This window comes from Actinomadura terrae (assembly GCF_022751215.1).
Taxonomy (GTDB): domain Bacteria; phylum Actinomycetota; class Actinomycetes; order Streptosporangiales; family Streptosporangiaceae; genus Spirillospora; species Spirillospora terrae.
On the sequence record NZ_JAICDG010000008.1, the window covers coordinates 123,302 to 140,104 of the forward strand.

The following is a 16,803-nucleotide window of genomic DNA, read 5'->3' on the forward strand; positions in this document are numbered from 1 at the left end:
CTTCAACGCGCCGCCGGGACGTCCGGAATGTCGGCAAACGTCCCGGTGCGCCGGACGGTGTGCCAGCGCAGCTTCACCCCCAGCACGGCCGTCACCACCGACTGCACGACGACGAGGTACATCAGCTGGCGGTAGACGACCTGCTGGAGTGGCAGGGACCACAGCGGGCGCAGGCGCTCGCCGTCCAGCCAGAGCGCGTAGCCGCCGGCGGCGGTCTGGGCGGCGACGAACGCCGTCCACATCAGCAGGGGCGCGGACGGGTCGAGGAACGCCAGCCCGTACAGGACGAACAGGTCCACGGCGGGCGCGAACAGCGGCGTGAGCACCTGGAACACGAGCAGGTAGGGGAGGCAGCGGCGGCCGAACCGTCCCGATCCGCCGCGTTCGACCACTGAGCGGCGGTGTTTCCACATCGCCTGCATCGTGCCGTAGCACCACCGGTAGCGCTGCCTCCACAGCTGGCGCAGCGAGGACGGCGCCTCCGTCCAGGCGAGCGCCTTCTCCTCGTAGACGACGCGCAGGCCGGTGCGGCAGATCGCCATGGTCAGGTCGGTGTCCTCGGCGAGGGTGTCGCCCGGGACGCCGCCGACCCGCGCGAGCACCGACGCCCGGAACGCACCGATCGCGCCCGGTACGGTCGGCATGCACCGCAGGACGTCGAACATCCGGCGGTCGAGGTTGAAGCCGATCACGTACTCGATGTGCTGCCAGCGGCCGATGATCCCGCCCCGGTTGGCGACCTTGGTGTTGCCGCTGACCGCGCCGACGCCGGGATCGGCCAGCGGCGCGACGAGGTGCCGGAGGGTGTCGCGCTGGAACACCGTGTCGCCGTCCACCAGCACGAGGGTCTGCGTCGACGCCGCCGCGATGCCCGCGTTGAGCGCGCTCGGCTTGCCGCCGTTGACCTTCCGGATCAGCCTGACCTGCGGCAGCGCCAGGCCCTGGACGATCTCGGACGTGCGGTCCGACGACCCGTCGTCCACCACGATCACCTCGACCGTGCCCGGATAGTCGGTGTCGACCAGCGACCGGACCGTCGCCGCGATCCCCGCCTCCTCGTTGTACGCGGGGACGATCACTGAAACAGGCGGAAACGGATCGGGCGGCAGTCCGGCCGGAACGGGTGCGCCGGAGGAACGCGGACGGCGCCGCGACCGGCCGCGCGCCCGGCGGGTGTGGATGTGCGCGAAGAGCAGCAGCATCGCGAGGCGCGCCGCGTACAGGACGCCGGTCGCGCCGAACAGCAGGGCCAGCGTGCCCGTCAGGCTGGACGCGGCGCGCTGCGCGGTGACGAGCGTCCAGCCGACGGCCTTCTCCCGCGCGGACACCGGGACCTCGGCGGACGGCATCGCCAGCGCGCCCGTCAGCGTCGTGAACCGGTAGCCGCGGGGGGCGAGCCGGTCGATGATCTGCTCGACGGCCGCGACCGTCTCGGTCCGGTCCCCGCCCGAGTCGTGCAGCATCACGACCGCGCCCTCGCCGCGCCGCTCCGCAGCCAGCGCCGACCCGACGATCTTCGCGGTGCCCGGCCGCGCCCAGTCCTCGGTGTCGCGGTCGGTCAGCACGACGACGTAGCCGTCCTCGCCCGCCCGCCGCGCCGCGCGCCACTCGACGGCGCTCAGTCCGTCCGGGACGGACGAGTACGGCATGCGCATCAGTCTCGTGTGGACGCCCGCCGCGCCCGCCAGTGCCCGCTGGGTGAGGTCCAATTCCAGCTTGTTCCGCCACGCGGGCGCACCGGACATGTCCAGGTGCGTGTAGGTGTGCGACCCGATCTCGTGGCCCTCGCGGAGGATGCGGCGGGTCAGCCCGGGATGCTCCGCGATGTGGGCGCCGATCGTGAAGAACGTGGCCCGCGCGTTGTGCCTGCGCAGCACGTCCAGGACGCGGGGCGTCCAGACGGGGTCGGGGCCGTCGTCGAAGGTGAGCGCGATCGTCTTGGCCGGCATGCGCAGGCTGCGCGGCGTGCCGTCGACCAGGTTGACCACCGGGCCGCCCTCGGTGATCGCGGCGGGGGCCCGTCCCGGCCGCTCCTCGTGCGGCGCCTCGCCGACTGCGCCGTGCGCGAAACCGTCCAGCAGCAGCAGGACGGTCAGCGCGAGCCCGCCGAGCAGGAGCAGCACCCAGTGTCCCCGTGGTTCGCGTTGCGGCCACGGGCGTCTGGCCGTCAGCGCGGCTTCTTCGTGTGGCCCCGCGTGGGCGGGGACGTGGGCGAGCCGCCGGGGTCCGTGGAGACGGTCACGGACGGGACCGGGGTCGGCGTCGGGCCCGAGGTCGATTGTTTCGGTCGTTTCGGGACGGACGGGGACGGCAGCGGCCTCGTCACCCGGGAAGGCACGGACACGGGCACGCGGCCCGGCTGTCGCGCCCTGTTTCCAATCTTGTGTCGCGTTCCGGCGGGTCGCTTCGGGGCCTTCCTCGCCTTCCCAGACGGGTGGTCGGACGGGACATCCCACCTGGTCAGCGGCACATCCGCGCCCGTCGCGACACCGACCCCGAGCGCGCTCAGGAACAGCAGGAGCAGCGCCCCGGCGACCATCCCGGCCCGCCGGACGAGCCGCCGCCGCCGTCCGCTCAGGTCCACGAACACCGGGACGGGCGGCCGGGTACCACCTTCCGGACGGTCGTCATCCGGGGGTTGATCGTCCAATATGGGACGTCGCGTCGAGGCGTCGCTGATCATTTTGTTCCATTACTTCGCGGGGCGAGGGGAACGTCCCCTGCGCTCCGCGCTGGTACGTTCACAACTTCAGCGTCATGCGCGCCTTTTGTGTCACACCGCCCTGGAAATCCCTGCACAATGACCCGGTGACGAAAGCGGAGGCACGACGGGCGGATCATGCGGTGAAGGAGGACGAACTCGGGCGTGCGCTGCGCGCGGCGCAGAAGGGCGACGAGGCGTCCTTCCGCCTGCTCTACCGCGACGTCCAGCCCCGGCTGCTGCGGTTCGCGGGCGCGCTGGTCGGCCCCGACGCCGAGGACGTGACGTCCGAGGCGTGGCTCCAGATCTCCCGCGACCTGCCCAGCTTCCGCGGCGACCTCGACGGTTTCCGCGGCTGGACCGCGACGATCACCCGGCACCGCGCGCTGGACCACCTGCGCCGCCGGTCCCGCCGTCCGGCGACCGACCTGCCCGTCGAGGAGCTGGTCGCGATCGCGGCGGAGGGCGACACCGAGTCGATCGCCCTGGACGGCATCGCGACCGGCGACGCGCTGCGCCTCATCAACGAACTGCCCCGCGACCAGGCCGAGGCGGTGCTGCTGCGCGTGGTGATGGGCCTGGACGCCAAATCCGCGGGCCGGGTTCTCGGGAAGCGGGCCGGGGCGGTCCGCACCGCCTCGTATCGTGGGTTGCGACGGCTCGCCGAACGGCTTGCCTCAGCCGTACCCGATGTCCCCCCGCCCACTGTCCCCCCGCCCGATAGCTCCCCGCCCGAAACAGGACCGCCTGAGACCGCCCCACCGGAAACAGCCCCACCGGAGACCGCCGACCCGTCAACGGTACGGCGGGAGGCAGCGGAACCGCCGCGGGACGCCCTCCCCGCGAACCGTGGTGACAAAAGCGGCGGTCCCGGCGCTGAAGGGGTGAGATGAACGACCACCACAGGTCCGGAGGGCTCGATCCGAGCACCGCCGAGCACCTGCTCGACACCGCCGCGCGCGCCGCCGCCGGCCGTCCCCCCGCCGCCGGAGCCCCGCAGGACAGCGCGGCCGACGACGCCGCCCGGTTGCGGGAACTGCTGGCCGCGGCCGGGGGCCCCGCACGCCCGGACGAGCTCGCGGGCGAGGACGCGGCGGCCGCGGCGTTCGTCGCGGCCTGCGCACCTCATCCGTCCTGGTGGGCCGGGATGCTCCGGGTCGCCGGCGCCCACCTGCGCCGGCTGGCCATGCTGCCCCGGATCGTGCTGATCAAGATCCTGGTGGGCGTCGCGATCCTGGTCGCGTCCGGCGGGGTCGCCGTCGCCGCCGGGACCGGACACCTCCCCGGGCAGGACCCGACCCCCGCGCCCACCCACCGCTCCCCGAAGGTGCCCATCGAGGAGACCGACCGCCCGCCGACGCCGAGCGGGTCCCTGTGGCCGAAGCCGCCGGGGTCCGTCCCGTCCAAGAAGGCCAAGGAGGACGACGGCAAGGCCAAGGGCGAGGACAAGGGCAAAGGCAAGGGAAAGCATGGCGACAAGGACCGGCCCAAGAAGCAGGAGGGGCCCGAGAAGACGAAAGTGGAAAACCCGGGCGATGGGCACGGAAAAGGGCCCGGAAATGGCACCGACAAAGGGCCCGACGACGGTAACGGGCACGGGAACGGAAACGGGAACGGGAACGGGAACGGGAACGGGAACGGGAACGGGAATGGCGGGGGTCACGGACACGGCCACGGACATGGGAACGGGAACGGGAACGGCGGCGGTCACGGCGGAGGACACGGGGGAGGACACGGCGGCGGCCATGACTACGGCGACCCCGGCTCCGGTAATGGCCACGGTTCCGGATCGAACGGACGGGCCAGGGGGCAAAAGCCGGCGCCGACCGCTTAGCCGGCGTTAGACGGCCACCTCGTCGGCGTGCCGGACGACGTGGTCCACGAATCCGTAGTCGCGCGCCTCCTCGGCCGTGTACCACCGGTCGCGGTCGGAGTCGGCCGCGATCCGCTCGACCGGCTGCCCGGTGTGGAAGGCGACCCGCTCCTGGAAGACCTTCTTCGTGAACAGCATGTTCTCGGCCTGGATCTTGATGTCGGACGCGGTGCCGCCGATTCCGCCGGACGGCTGGTGCATCAGAATCCGCGCGTGCGGGAGCGCGTACCGCTTGCCGGGCGTGCCCGCGCACAGCAGGAACTGCCCCATCGACGCGGTGAATCCCATCGACAGCGTCGCCACGTCGTTCGGGACGAACTGCATCACGTCGTAGATGGCCATTCCGGCGGTCACGGAACCGCCGGGCGAGTTGATGTAGAGGTGGATGTCGCGCGTGCGGTCCTCGGCGGCCAGCAGCAGCATCTCGCCGCAGATCCGGTTCGCGATCGCGTCGTCCACTTCCTGGCCGAGGACGATGATGCGCTGCCTCAGCAGCCGCTGGAAGACGTGCTCGCCGCCGAGCGCGGACATCTCGTCGGCCTTGGCGGTGCTCCGCAGCACGCTCGGGTCGAAGGCACTCGTGTTGAAGGCGGTGGGGTCGAAATCGATCAGCTGGAAGGACATGCCTCCAGGGAATCCGCATGTCAGTGGCATGTCCAACAACCCTTTCCGGCGGTTCCACAACCCCGGGTTGTTAATCTGGGAACGTGGAGGCCGACCTGCCGGGGATGCGCGCGTTCGTGGCCGCCGCCGAGGAGCTGCACTTCGGACGGGCGGCCGCCCGGCTCTTCCTGACCCAGCAGGCGCTGTCCAAGCGCGTCCGGCGTCTCGAAGCCGCGCTCGGCGCGCCGCTGTTCGAGCGCACGACCCGCTCCGTCGAGCTGACCCCGGCCGGATACCGTCTGCTGCCGCTGGCCCGCGAGGCGCTGGCGTCCTTCGACGCGGCGGTGGACGCCGTCCGGGGCGTCTCCGTCCCGTTGCGCATCGACGTCTTTCACGAGCGTTTCACGCCGGTGGAGGTCATTCGCGAGGCCATCGCGCCCTTTCCCGACCTCACCGTCGAGCCGAGCATGCGGCAAGGTCTGGCCGCCGCCGTGCCCGCCCTCCTCCGCCGCGAAATCGACGCCGCCTTCGGTTACGCGAACGACCTCGGCCTGCCCTGGCCGGACGAGTTGGAGCGCCGCCTGTTCTCGCTCGTCCCGCTTTACGCCTTCGTCTCCGACGACCACCCGCTCGCGTCCCGGCGGACGCTGCCGATGGCCGAACTGGCGTCCGCCGGACTGGTGATGCCCGATCCGGCCGGTGCCACCGAATGGCGGGCCTTTCTGACGCGCTTCACGTCCGAGTTCGGCATCCCGCTCCGCTTCTCCGAACCCGCGATCGGCATCCTCAGCTACCGGGAACTGATGGCCCGTGAACGGCGGAGCGTCACCGTGGGCGAGGAGGAGATGACGTTGCCGACGGAGGAGGGGACCCGGCGGCTGCCCATTGTCGATCCCGTCCCGCTGTTCCCCTGGTCGATCGTCTGGCACCGCCGGAACCACGATCCGAAACTGCGCCGACTGCTCGCGCTGCTCCAACCGCCGACGCCGCCGGACGACCCGTCCTATTGGCTTCCCACATAGCGCGGCGCTCAGCCGGGCCGGGTGTCCATCATCTCCCGGGTGATCGCCCACCGCTCATGGTCCACCCATTTTCCCCGGATGCAGATGAAAGCGGGGGAAAATCCCTCCCGCTGGAAGCGCAATCTCCTGACCAGATTCAACGACGCGGCGTTTCCGGGCTGAATGTCGGCTTCCAGGCGGTGCAGACCCAGTTCGGTGAACGCGTAGTCGAGGAGCAGGTCGACGCCCTCGGTCATGTACCCGCGGCCCGCGTTCGGGGCGAACGCGCCGTACCCGATGAGGCCCCGCTGGTAGACGCCCCTGACGATCTCGTTCAGGTTGACGAAGCCGACCATGCTCTGGCGTTTCGCGAGGCAGACGACGAATCCGTCGGCCGAGAGCCCATCGAAGCGTCCGATGTAGTCGTCGAACTCGTCCGGCGTGCCGGGGAGGGTGATCCACGGCCGGTGCAGGGTGCGGCTCGACTCGACCAGCCCGAGGAATTCCTCCTGGTCATACGCCGTGATACGGCGAAGCGCGACCCGGCGCCCCTGGCGCAGGAACACGGCTTTCGTCTCCACCCGCACACTCTGAACATACACCGGCCGCCGTTTCGGTCCGCCGCGGGAATGCGCCCGATAACGGCCATCCCGGCGTTTCATCCAATGCGTCCGGAGAAGCGGGGAACGGGTGATGTCGGAGCGTAATGGAGGGGTTGCGCCCACAAGCGGATAGCGCTCGGACGCCGGCCCCTCGCACGCCAGGCCCCTCGGACCCGGGCCCCTCGGGCGCCGGGCCCCGCGGAGCCGTCCCGGGAGGCCCTTGACCTCAAGTAATGATGAGGTTTCACAGTGGGTCCAGCAGGCCGACCCAGTCGGATGACAGATTCCCCGGCTGGTCGACCTCCGTAGCTTCGGTCCCGTTGGCCCAGTTTCGAGGAGAGGTACATGACCGAGAATCCGTTGCGCGTCGCGATCATCATTGCCAGCACCCGGGAGGGACGGTTCGCGCCGACGGTCGGCACCTGGTTCGCCGGGATCGCCGCCGAGCGCGACGACATGGCCGTCGAAGTGCTGGACGTGGCCGACGCACCGCCCCCCTCGGCCTTCGGCTCGGCCGCGCCCGAGCGGTTCGCCGAGGTGACGGCGAAGCTCGCCGAGGCCGACGCCTACGTGGTCGTGACCTGCGAGTACAACCACAGTTTCCCCGGCACGCTGAAGAACCTGATCGACACGCACTTCCACGAGTGGCGCGCCAAGCCGGTCGCGTTCGTCTCCTACGGCGGCCTCGCGGGCGGCCTGCGCTCGGTCGAGCACCTGCGCGGGGTCTTCGCGGAACTGCACGCGGTCACGATCCGCGACACCGTGAGCTTCCACCACCCGTGGAACTGGTTCGGCGAGGACGGCCGTCCGAGCGACGCCGAGGGCGCCGCCGCCGCCGCGAAGGGCCTGCTCGACCAGCTGGACTGGTGGGGGCAGGTGCTGCGCGAGGCCCGCTCCCTCCGCCCCTACGGGTCATGATCACCCAGCCGAGGCCCCGGACGCGGCCGGAGTCCGGGGCCATGGCGATCGTGCTGGTGCTGGTGCTCGGGGCGGTCATGATCACGCTGGACACCACCGTGGTCAACGTCGCGATCAACAAACTGTCGCAGGACTTCGACGCCCCGCTCGCGACCGTCCAGTGGGTCGCGACCGCCTACTCGCTCGCGCTCGGCGCGGTCATCCCGGGCACCGCCTGGGCGGTCGGACGGTTCGGCGCGCGCCGCCTCTACCTCGGCGCGATCGCGGCGTTCGCCGCCGGGTCGGTGCTCGCCGGGCTCGCCTGGAACATCGAGTCGCTGATCGTCTTCCGGATCATGCAGGGCGTCAGCGGCGGCATGGTGATGCCCGTCGGCATGACGATCCTGCTGCGCGCGGCGGGCTCCGACCAGCTCGGCAAGCTGATGGGCACGCTCGGCCTGGCGATCCTCGTCGGCCCGCTGGCCGGGCCGGTGATCGGCGGCTGGCTGATCGACGAGGTGTCGTGGCGGTGGATGTTCTTCGTCAACGTGCCGGTCGCGGTGGCGGTCGTGCTGCTCGGCCTGCAAACGTTCCCCCGCGACGTCCCGGAGACGCCGCGTCCGCTGGACGTGCCCGGGATGCTGCTGCTGTCGCCGGGTCTCGCGGCGCTGCTGTACGGCGTGACGACCGGCGGCGAGCGCGGCGGGTTCGGATCACCCGGGGTGCTGTTTCCGCTGGTCACAGGCGTGGTGCTGAGCGCCTTGTTCGTACTGCGGGCGCTGACGGCACGCCACCCCCTGATCGACCTCGCCCCCTTCCGCGACCGCACCTACGCGGCGGCCACCGGAACGCTGACGCTGTTCGCGTCCGGCTACTTCGGGACGATGCTGCTCCTGCCCCTGTACTTGCAGGTCGTCCGGGGTGAGAGCACGACCGTCGCGGGCGCGCTCGGCATCCCGTTCGCGCTGGGCTCGGGCGTAGCAGTGCAGGTCGCCGGACGGCTGGTCGACCGCATTCCCGCTGGACGCCTCGTCCCGGTGGCGATCGCGACGTCGGTCACCGGTTTCACGCTGTTCACCGTCCAACTCGACGCGGACGCCTCGTACTGGGGCCTGTGCGCGGCGATGGTGCTGATGGGCGCGGGCGGCGGCGGGACGATGATGCCCACGATGACGACGGCGACCCGCGGCATGTCGCACGAGCGGGCCCCGGCGGCGAGCACGACGGTGAACCTGGTCAACACCACATCGGCGGCGATCGGCATGGCGCTCGCGTCCGTGATCCTGACGGCGTTCATGAGCGGGGTCGTCCCGGACACCGGCGGCGGCACCCTCCAGGCCCTGCACCGCCTGACCCCCGAGGCCCACGCCGCCGTGGCCGAACCCCTCTCAGGCGCCTTCCGCGACACCTACTGGTTCGCCGTGGGAATCATGCTCCTGGCCCTGATCCCGGCCTCGTTCCTCCCAAAACACAAACCGGACGCTTGAGCTAGGCGTCCGGCAGGCGGAGGCCGAGCGCCGCGACGGCAGCGCGGACCTGGTCCGGCGGTTCCCCCTCGGCGACCGCCGCCAGGGCCGCGCGCCAGGCCGCCGCGAGCACCCGGCCGAGCAGCGGCGCCGCCGGGACGGCCTCCGCGAGCATCTCGGCCAGCGGGTCGGGCCCGGTGCCCGCGGGCGGATCGCCGAGGATGCGCAGAAAGCCTTCGCGGACGGCGAAGTCCAGGCCGACGAGCAGCGCCGACGTCACCGCCGCCGAGCGGTCGGGCCCGGCGGCCGTCAGCGCGCCCTCCATCCGGTCCAGCAGGCGCCGCTCGACGTCCGCCCGGACGAACGCGTAGAGCCCGAGCTTGCTCTCGAAGTGGTGGTAGAGCGCCCCGGTGGTGACCTGCGCCGCCGCCGCCAACTCGGCGACCGTGACCTCGTCGAAGGGACGCGCCCCGAACTCCTTGACCGCGGCGAGCGCGAGCCGCCCCCGGGGGGAGGAGGAAACGGGCATCCATTCGCGCACTCGGACATAATGTCATTATGCTGTGCCCGAGTCCAGTTACGAGACGAAGGAAGGACGCGCCATGAAGCTGGAGTTCCTGTTCACCCCGACCTCCGACCTGAAGGCCTCCCTCGCCCTGTACCGGGACGGCCTCGGCTTCACCGAGACCTGGCGCGAGGGCGACGCGACCGTCGCGCTGGCCATGCCCGGCACCGACGTCCAGCTGATGCTCGACGCCCACGCCCCCGACGCCCCCGCCGGCCCGCTGTTCGTCGTCGACAGCGTCGAGACCTTCCACAAGTCCCGCCCCGAGACACTCGCCGTCGTCGAGCCCCCCTCGGAGATCCCCGGCGGATTCCTCGCCACCTACCAGGACCCGGGCGGCGCGACCCTCTACGTCATGGACCAGTCAACAGACGCCTCATAGCCCCGCGTTCTGGAGGGGCACCACCGCGCACATTGAGTACGCGTCCATGCCCTACTCCTCATCGCCGCTCCGGATGCGGCGAGGGCCGTCACAGGCTGATCGGGTTGTCCGGGGAATCGAGCCAGACGCGTTGGCCATGGGACGCGACGGTCATGCCGAATCTGCTCCGTTCGGGCTGGCCCCACTTCACCCAGCGGAAGAACGCGGCCTCCATCTCGTCCCACAAGTCGCGTTCGCCGAACTGCCGCACCTCGGACCCGACCACATGGGCACCGGAATCTCCCGTCCAGAGCCACCCCTCGAAAGGTGATCCCGGTCCACGGACCACCGAGACGTCCGGCAGGCAACCCGCGATGGCCACATCGGCGCCGTAGCCCGAGCGGAAAACGCGCCGAGGGTCGAGCGTCGCGTCTCGTTCCCGGTACGGGCCCTCGTGCGTGGGGGCGGCGGGGGTTCGCTGGCCGCGCAGCATCATGTACCGGGTGCCGCCGACGAACCTGCCACTGGCGGAGCCTTCGCCGTCCACAGTCAGGCGCACCTTGTGGCCGGGCTCGAACTCGGGCATCCAAGGGAAGACGATCACGCCGCCCGGCCTGGTCTGCTCGACCCAGGAATAGGGAACCCGGCCTACTCCGGCGGTCACATGAACGCGATCGTAGGGGGCTCCATCTGAACAGCCCTCGGCCCCGTCGCCAAGAACAAGGCGGGGCGAATACCTCGCCTCCTTGAGATTGTCCGCCGCGCGCGTGAGGAGCTCGGGATCGACCTCGACACTGGTGACGTTCTCATCCCCGACGCGATACGCCAGGAGTCCGGCGGTCCATCCGCTTCCGGTCCCGATCTCAAGGACACGGTCGTCGTCGTAGGCGTCCAGAAGCTCCAGGAACTCCAGAACGACGCCGGGGGCCGACAAGGACGAGGTGAAGTCGCCTTCACCGCCGATTGCGGTCGCGCCGTCATCGATCTGGGTGATGATCGACTGGTCTTCGTAGGCCGCCTTCAGCCACTCGTCCGGACGCTGCTCGCGATCGATGCCGCACCCAGGCGCGTCGTAGGGGTTGGCCCACGCCACCGGCGGAACGAACTGGTGCCGGGGCACAGCGCGCAAGGCCGCACGCCACGCCGGATCGGTCAACTCGCCGTTGGCCGTCAGCCTGTCGGCGAGTGCCTCGATGAGCTCAGGGACGTTCACTTCCCACGCTTTCCACCGCCCGGGACCTGACCGTCACCATCCTCCTTCTTGGGCGGCTTCGGCTCAAAGGGCTTGTCTTGTTTTGGGTCGCCCTCGTGCTTCCCCATGTCATCCTGCCTCTCAGCCAGTGGCGTGCTCACCGCGCTTGATCGCGGTCACCAGCTCGCGATGGGCAGCGCGAGCTGGGGCCGTGCGTACCCTTGCAGTCCCGAACGCCAACCGTCAGGGGTGGACGCAGCGCGAAAGTCAGATACTCCGAGTTGTGCCCGGGCAGGCGGTATGGGCTCGGTGCGTGGACGACAGAAACCCCGGCCTACCAAGGTAGGCCGGGGTTTCCGTGTGGTTCCGGGCTTCCGGGGTGTCGTGCCTCCCGCGTCACCTGCGACGGCCGCGTCCGCCGGGCACCGTGCGGGGGTGGTTCCGCAACCATCACGGGGCGGGGCCCATGGCCATCGATCCGCCCGCACCCTTCCACCGGCAACGGGAGCCCGCAGCCCTTCACCCCCTCGGAACAGCGCCGCTCACCGGATTCGCGGGCGAGTCCAGCCAGACCCGTTGCCCCTCAGCGGTCACTGTGACGCCGTACCGGGGGTAGTCGGGGCAACCGGCTTTGGTCCATCGCTCCTCGGTCTCGTGGCTGACCCGAGGGAGCAGATGCTGTGCACGCAGGGGCATGAACCCCGCCTTTGCGATGAATCGTCCGTCAGCGGTTCCGTCGTCACGTACGGTGAGCCGCAGCAATGGCGCGTCCGGATGAACCGTCGGAGCCCAAGGCACCAGAATCATGCCGCCGGGCCGGGTCTGTTCCACCCAGGCGTACGGCACGGTGTGAGCCGCAGCGGTAACCATGATCCGGTCGTAGGGGGCGCAGCGCATATAGCCGTCTTCGCCATCGCCGGTGACCACCGTCGGCGAGTAGCCGATCTTAGCCAGGGCCTTTCGCGCTTCTTCGGCCACCTCCGGATCAATCTCGACGCTGATGACGTTCTGCGCGCCGAGCAGGTACGCCAGCACGGCGGCGTTGTAACCGGTACCGGTACCGATCTCCAGTACCCGCATGCCCGACGAAAGATCCAGTTCGTTGATCATCCTGGCCATGATCCGGGGTGAACTACTCGAAACCGCTGCCACCAGGCCGCGCCCACTCACGGGGTCGCAAACTTCGGCCGGAACGGTGGGATCAAGACCCACCTTTGTGATCACGGCTTCGTCGTCGGATTCCACGAGCCGCCGCCATAGCGCAGGCTCGTCGGAACGTCGCAATGGCACCAGCCAGTGATCAGGGCCGGGCACGTACACCACATCCGGGACGAACTGCTCCCGAGGAATCGCCGCCATGGCCTCCGCAGCGGTCTTCACTGAACCTATTGTCACACGCCGGTGGCTAGCTGTAATCGAGGTTAGATGAACCTTCAGTAGCGCATCCGACAGCACGCCATCAATGTGATCAAGCAGCGTGCTCCTTTGGCGATCAATGACATGCGGTGGAGGACGGCGCGAATGCGCTGGCCGGTGCGCCGAAGGTTGCGGCGCTTCCCCGGCGCGGCCGCATGGTTCACGCCATCCCCGGCCATGGAACGACCCCCGTGCCGGGCGTGCGGTGTGGCTCCGTCCGTGGACGGCAGAAACCCCCGCCTACTGGGGGAGGCGAGGGTTTCTGCGTGGTTCGGGTGTGTCAGGGGCGGGGGTGGCTACTGTGGCGGCTACCCCCATGGCCACTAGCGGCAGGGGAAGATGAACGCATGACGCCGCTCGGCACGCTCATTCGTGATCTTCGCGAGGCGCTCGGCTACTCCCAGGGCCGCCTGGCGGATCTACTGTGCGAATCGGCGGGACGCGCGACCGTTACGCGGGAGGACGTCTCGCGCTGGGAGAACGGTAAGCGCACCGTGGGCCCGTTCTGGTTGCGGCATTTCGCGGCGGTGCTGGAAGTGCCCTTGGAAGTTCTTGAGGATGCGAAATTGCATAGACGCCAGTTCATCACCAGCGTGGCCGCAACGTCCATCGCGCCCGTGGTCGCCTCCGATCTGATCCGGTCCGGTTTTACTGCGGCCCTCGCCTCAGAGTCGCTCCCCCTCGATTTCTGGCGGGACAAACTGGCAGCCTACGGCCACGATTACATGTCGCTCGGGGCGGCAGAGATCCAGAAGCGGTTGGCGCACGATCTCCTGGTTCTCCAACAGCAGTTGGACGAGCCGGAGATGTGGGGTATCGCGTCCAAGTTGATGACCTTGTACGGGAAGACGTTCCCCGGTTCGGACGGCGCGAAGGCCGCCACCTGGTACCGCATCGCGGCGGAGGCGGCCGACCGATCAGGGGATGAGCTAACGCGCGTATGGGTGCGCGGGCGAGCGGCCATCGCCCTTGGATATGAGGGCGCGTCCCTGGGCATGGCCGACATGTTCGCCGAACAGGCCCTGAAGATCAGTGAAGTACCGTCGCTCGGCAGGCTCAACGCGGTCATGGGGAAGGCGCATGTCGCGGCGATCAGGGGCGACAGGCGCGGCGCGCTCGACCTGGTCGAGCAGGGGCGCCACGTGTTCGACAAGGTGGGCTCCGAGGAGCAGACCTCGGACTATGCCGTTCCGTGGTGGCGCATGAACGTCTTTGTCTCGCTGCTGGCGGCGAGACTCGGTGACGAGAGGCGCGCTGTCGAGGCGCAGGATCGCGCACGTGATGAGTTGCCGGAAGGATTGCCCCGATTTGCTACGCATCTGGAGATGCATCGCGGTTTGATGCTCGCCCGCGCGGGAGACAAATCCGGCGGTGTCGCTTATGCGCAGGCTGCCCTTAACCGCCTTCCCCCAGAGAAGCACTCCCTCACCTTGCGTTTGCTGATGCAGGAGGTCAACGGGAACTCTGGCCACTAACCCGGCCACTGTCGTGATCTATCTTCCGGCCTAAATTTCCCGGCAGCACCTCCAACTGCCCTGGAAAGGTGAGGCTGACATGGGTATGCATGCGCGACAGAATCGTCCGATTCGGCCTAATCCGCCCGGTGTGGTGGAGGAGCCTCGGGATCATCGGTTGCCGTTGCCTGAAACCGTCCCGAACGCGGAGGTGCGTCATTCGGGCGCGCCTGCCTTAGACGTGGGCGCCGGTGCGGGTGCCGATGTGTCTGCCTTGCTCGGCGTCCTCACATCTGTGCACAGTGAACGCATGGGCGCGCTTGCGTATGTCCGGGAATACCTTTCGGGCGAACGAGACATCGCGTGCGCCCTGGTCGCACTGTATGGGTACCCGGCGCTGTCCATATCCCGGGTTGACGGGATCGGAGGGACGTTCACCCTTGGGTGTGCGTACCGCCGACCTCCGGGTGAGTGGTGGTTCGTTACGCCGTGCGTGTCCGGCGGGACGGAGTGGCTTGCCCGGATGCAGGAACCGTTCAAGACCACTCAAATGGTGCTGGCCGATATGCGGCGGAGGACGGCGTGAGTGCCGCGAGGCGTCCTGCGCTTCTGGTGCAGAACGCTGTGGCTGCCTTTGAGGAGGTCATGGCGGAGCAGGGGCGTCCCAAAGCGTTGATCCGGTATGTCGCTCATGCCGCTTGTGAGCGGGCGGAGGACGCGCTTGCGGAGGCGGCGGAGGCTTCCGGGTCGGACGCGTTCGTCATGGCGTTCGACGAGGTGTCCAAGCATGTGCGGGCCCTGTTGGAGGAGGCGGGCCAGCTCCCCGGGGCCGTGGCCGCCATCCGGGACGCGGCTCACAGGCTCGCCTATCAGGTGCATGGGAGCGGTGACGCGGGCGGTTCGAGGTTCGTCGTGTTGGCGCGAAAGCTCGTCCGGCCGGACGGGTAAGCGCCGAGAGCTTCCGTGTGGCCGCTTGCCCCCCGGGTGGCTGCGCGGGAGGCGGGTCCTGGGCAGCCCCCGTCCCAGGGCCCGCATAACGAAGCGCTCACACGGCCCCAGGTCGGGGGTGGGGCGGGTCGTGTGAGCACCGCCGCTCAGCGTTGACCCCCGTCCAACACCCGAGGCGGGTGCGGTCCGCTGGGCGGTGGAGGGGCGGCCCCCGAGATGCGGGTTTCTCGGGGGCCGCTCGCCTTGTGGAAAACCTGTCGACACCGGGGAGGGCAGTTCGTAGTGTGCGGAGCATGTTCTTCGCGGCCGGCACCCTGTCGCTCGCGGGCCTCTGCCCGCTGAGCGCGGTGCCGGCTGCCTTCCTGGCAGCCGCAGCGAACGTGGCCGTCGCAGGCGGCGCGCGAAGCTGACCCCTCTCCGTCCCACCTCCGGAGAACCAGCGGAGGGGGGTGGCCTGGACATGTGCGAGCCCGAAAAGGGGCCCGCGCGGTTCTCACTTCCATGCAACACAGGGTGAGGACGAGGAATCATGGCCAAGCAGGCTTACGAGCGCGCCAAGCCGCATCTCAACATCGGCACGATGGGGCACGTCGACCACGGCAAGACGACGTTGACCGCGGCGATCACGAAGGTGCTCGCCGGGCGCGGGCTCGCGTCCGCCGTCCCGTTCGAGGGCATCGACCGGGCGCCGGAGGAGCGCGACCGCGGCATCACGATCAACGTCGCGCACGTCGAGTACGCGACCGCGACCAGGCACTACGCCCACATCGACATGCCGGGCCATGCTGATTACGTAAAGAACATGCTCGCTGGGGCGGCCCAGGTGGACGGGGCCATTCTGGTCGTGTCCGCGCAGGACGGGGCGATGCCGCAGACGCGGGAGCATGTCGTGCTCGCGCAGCAGGTCGGTGTGCGGCATGTGGTCGTGGCGCTGAACAAGGCCGACATGGTCGAGGACGGCGAGCTGCTCGACCTCGTCGAGCTGGAGGTGCGCGAGCTGCTGTCGGAGTACGGCTTCCCGGGCGAGGAGGTCCCGGTCGTGCGGGTGTCGGGGTTGCGGGCGCTGGAGGGCGACCCGTACTGGACGTCCAGGATCGTGGATCTGCTCGACGCCGTCGACGCGTACGTGCCGGTGCCCGAGCGCGTGCTGGACCGGCCCTTCCTGCTGCCGGTGGAGAACGTGCTCACGATCACCGGACGCGGGACGGTCGTCACCGGCGTCGTCGCGCAGGGCGCCGTCCGGCTCGGCGACGCGGTCGAGGTCGTCGGCCTCGGCGAGTCGTTCGGGTCGGTCGCGACGGGGCTGGAGACGTTCGGCCGGTCCATGGACCACGCGGAGGCGGGCGACAATACCGCGATGCTGCTGCGCGGCGTCCGGCGCGACCAGGTCCGGCGAGGTCAGGTCGTCAGCGTGCCGGGGGCGATCAGTCCGCACACGCGGTTCCGCGCGCGGGTCCGGGTGCTGACGGCGGCGGAGGGCGGCCGGAGCAGGCCGTTCTTCCACGGCTACCGGCCGCAGTTCCACTTCCGCACGACGGACGTCGTCGGCGGCGTGGACCTCGGCGGCGAGGGCGGCATGGCGATGCCCGGCGACTCCGTCGAGATGGACGTGGAGCTGGGCAAGCCGGTCGCGATGACCGAGGGGCTCGGCTTCGCCGTCCGTGAGGGCGGGCGCACGGTCGGCGCCGGGACGGTCGTCGCCCTCCTCGATTAGGTCCTGTTCT

15 protein-coding genes are annotated in these 16,803 nt (G+C 69.9%); 9 read left to right on the top strand and 6 right to left on the bottom strand.

Features of this window, described 5'->3' with window-relative positions; translation table 11 throughout:
- Positions 1-2: 2 nt before the first annotated feature.
- Positions 3-2,123: a bifunctional polysaccharide deacetylase/glycosyltransferase family 2 protein gene (locus tag K2F47_RS36775; RefSeq protein WP_242910846.1), complete on the bottom strand. Its 2,121-nt coding sequence runs from the start codon at positions 2,121-2,123 to the stop codon at positions 3-5.
- 721 nt (positions 2,124-2,844) lie between these two features.
- Between K2F47_RS36775 and K2F47_RS36780 the strand changes: the two genes are divergently transcribed.
- On the top strand, positions 2,845-3,594 hold the full coding sequence (locus K2F47_RS36780; RefSeq protein WP_242910847.1) for an RNA polymerase sigma factor: 750 nt from the start codon (positions 2,845-2,847) through the stop codon (positions 3,592-3,594).
- On the top strand, positions 3,591-4,535 hold the full coding sequence (locus tag K2F47_RS36785) for a hypothetical protein (RefSeq protein WP_242910848.1): 945 nt from the start codon (positions 3,591-3,593) through the stop codon (positions 4,533-4,535). The genes K2F47_RS36780 and K2F47_RS36785 overlap by 4 nt, the downstream gene beginning before the upstream one ends.
- A 6-nt stretch (positions 4,536-4,541) precedes the next feature.
- On the opposite strand, the gene K2F47_RS36790 is transcribed toward K2F47_RS36785, so the two are convergent.
- The gene (locus K2F47_RS36790) at positions 4,542-5,105 is read right to left on the bottom strand and encodes an ATP-dependent Clp protease proteolytic subunit (protein ID WP_242911082.1); all 564 of its coding nucleotides are present in this window, start codon (positions 5,103-5,105) and stop codon (positions 4,542-4,544) included.
- A gap of 176 nt (positions 5,106-5,281) precedes the next feature.
- Here K2F47_RS36790 and K2F47_RS36795 point away from each other — a divergent pair, with 176 nt between their 5' ends.
- Positions 5,282-6,199 (top strand): LysR family transcriptional regulator, encoded by a 918-nt coding sequence (locus tag K2F47_RS36795; RefSeq protein ID WP_242910849.1) that lies wholly within the window; start codon positions 5,282-5,284, stop codon positions 6,197-6,199.
- Positions 6,200-6,207: 8 nt separating this feature from the next.
- Here the strand turns inward: K2F47_RS36795 and K2F47_RS36800 are convergent, their stop codons facing one another.
- Complete coding sequence (locus tag K2F47_RS36800) at positions 6,208-6,840, bottom strand: GNAT family N-acetyltransferase (protein ID WP_242910851.1); 633 nt, start codon at positions 6,838-6,840, stop codon at positions 6,208-6,210.
- 285 nt (positions 6,841-7,125) lie between these two features.
- Between K2F47_RS36800 and K2F47_RS36805 the strand changes: the two genes are divergently transcribed.
- Together K2F47_RS36805 and K2F47_RS36810 are read left to right on the top strand one after the other, a co-directional pair.
- Positions 7,126-7,698, top strand: coding sequence for an NADPH-dependent FMN reductase (locus tag K2F47_RS36805; protein ID WP_242910852.1), 573 nt, complete (start codon positions 7,126-7,128; stop codon positions 7,696-7,698).
- On the top strand, positions 7,695-9,164 hold the full coding sequence (locus tag K2F47_RS36810; protein WP_242910853.1) for a DHA2 family efflux MFS transporter permease subunit: 1,470 nt from the start codon (positions 7,695-7,697) through the stop codon (positions 9,162-9,164). The genes K2F47_RS36805 and K2F47_RS36810 overlap by 4 nt, the downstream gene beginning before the upstream one ends.
- Position 9,165: 1 nt before the next feature.
- Here the strand turns inward: K2F47_RS36810 and K2F47_RS36815 are convergent, their stop codons facing one another.
- Positions 9,166-9,684 carry a TetR/AcrR family transcriptional regulator gene (locus K2F47_RS36815; protein WP_242910854.1) on the bottom strand — a complete coding sequence of 173 codons (519 nt, stop codon included), beginning with the start codon at positions 9,682-9,684 and terminating at the stop codon, positions 9,166-9,168.
- 22 nt (positions 9,685-9,706) lie between these two features.
- Here K2F47_RS36815 and K2F47_RS36820 point away from each other — a divergent pair, with 22 nt between their 5' ends.
- Positions 9,707-10,090: a VOC family protein gene (locus tag K2F47_RS36820; RefSeq protein ID WP_242910855.1), complete on the top strand. Its 384-nt coding sequence runs from the start codon at positions 9,707-9,709 to the stop codon at positions 10,088-10,090.
- 88 nt (positions 10,091-10,178) lie between these two features.
- On the opposite strand, the gene K2F47_RS36825 is transcribed toward K2F47_RS36820, so the two are convergent.
- The gene (locus K2F47_RS36825) at positions 10,179-11,282 is read right to left on the bottom strand and encodes a methyltransferase domain-containing protein (protein WP_242910856.1); all 1,104 of its coding nucleotides are present in this window, start codon (positions 11,280-11,282) and stop codon (positions 10,179-10,181) included.
- 498 nt (positions 11,283-11,780) lie between these two features.
- A complete protein-coding gene (locus tag K2F47_RS36830; RefSeq protein ID WP_242910857.1) occupies positions 11,781-12,641 on the bottom strand; it encodes a methyltransferase domain-containing protein in 861 nt (286 codons plus the stop codon).
- A 383-nt stretch (positions 12,642-13,024) separates the two neighbouring features.
- Between K2F47_RS36830 and K2F47_RS36835 the strand changes: the two genes are divergently transcribed.
- The 3 genes from K2F47_RS36835 (at position 13,025) to tuf (ending at position 16,793) form a co-directional block, all read left to right on the top strand.
- Complete coding sequence (locus K2F47_RS36835; RefSeq protein WP_242910858.1) at positions 13,025-14,152, top strand: helix-turn-helix domain-containing protein; 1,128 nt, start codon at positions 13,025-13,027, stop codon at positions 14,150-14,152.
- A gap of 624 nt (positions 14,153-14,776) precedes the next feature.
- Positions 14,777-15,079 (top strand): hypothetical protein, encoded by a 303-nt coding sequence (locus K2F47_RS36840; RefSeq protein WP_242910859.1) that lies wholly within the window; start codon positions 14,777-14,779, stop codon positions 15,077-15,079.
- Between the two features lie 529 nt (positions 15,080-15,608).
- Positions 15,609-16,793 (top strand): elongation factor Tu, encoded by a 1,185-nt coding sequence (gene tuf / locus K2F47_RS36845; RefSeq protein ID WP_242910860.1) that lies wholly within the window; start codon positions 15,609-15,611, stop codon positions 16,791-16,793.
- Positions 16,794-16,803: the final 10 nt, after the last annotated feature.

Coding starts and splice junctions, on each gene's coding strand:
- K2F47_RS36785 (WP_242910848.1), top strand. CDS start 3,591: ATGAACGACCACCACAGGTCCGGAGGGCTCGATCCGAGCACCGCCGAG.
- K2F47_RS36790 (WP_242911082.1), bottom strand. CDS start 5,105: ATGTCCGCGCTCGGCGGCGAGCACGTCTTCCAGCGGCTGCTGAGGCAG.
- K2F47_RS36800 (WP_242910851.1), bottom strand. CDS start 6,840: ATGAAACGCCGGGATGGCCGTTATCGGGCGCATTCCCGCGGCGGACCG.
- K2F47_RS36805 (WP_242910852.1), top strand. CDS start 7,126: ATGACCGAGAATCCGTTGCGCGTCGCGATCATCATTGCCAGCACCCGG.
- K2F47_RS36810 (WP_242910853.1), top strand. CDS start 7,695: ATGATCACCCAGCCGAGGCCCCGGACGCGGCCGGAGTCCGGGGCCATG.
- K2F47_RS36835 (WP_242910858.1), top strand. CDS start 13,025: ATGACGCCGCTCGGCACGCTCATTCGTGATCTTCGCGAGGCGCTCGGC.
- K2F47_RS36840 (WP_242910859.1), top strand. CDS start 14,777: ATGGCGGAGCAGGGGCGTCCCAAAGCGTTGATCCGGTATGTCGCTCAT.
- tuf (WP_242910860.1), top strand. CDS start 15,609: ATGGCCAAGCAGGCTTACGAGCGCGCCAAGCCGCATCTCAACATCGGC.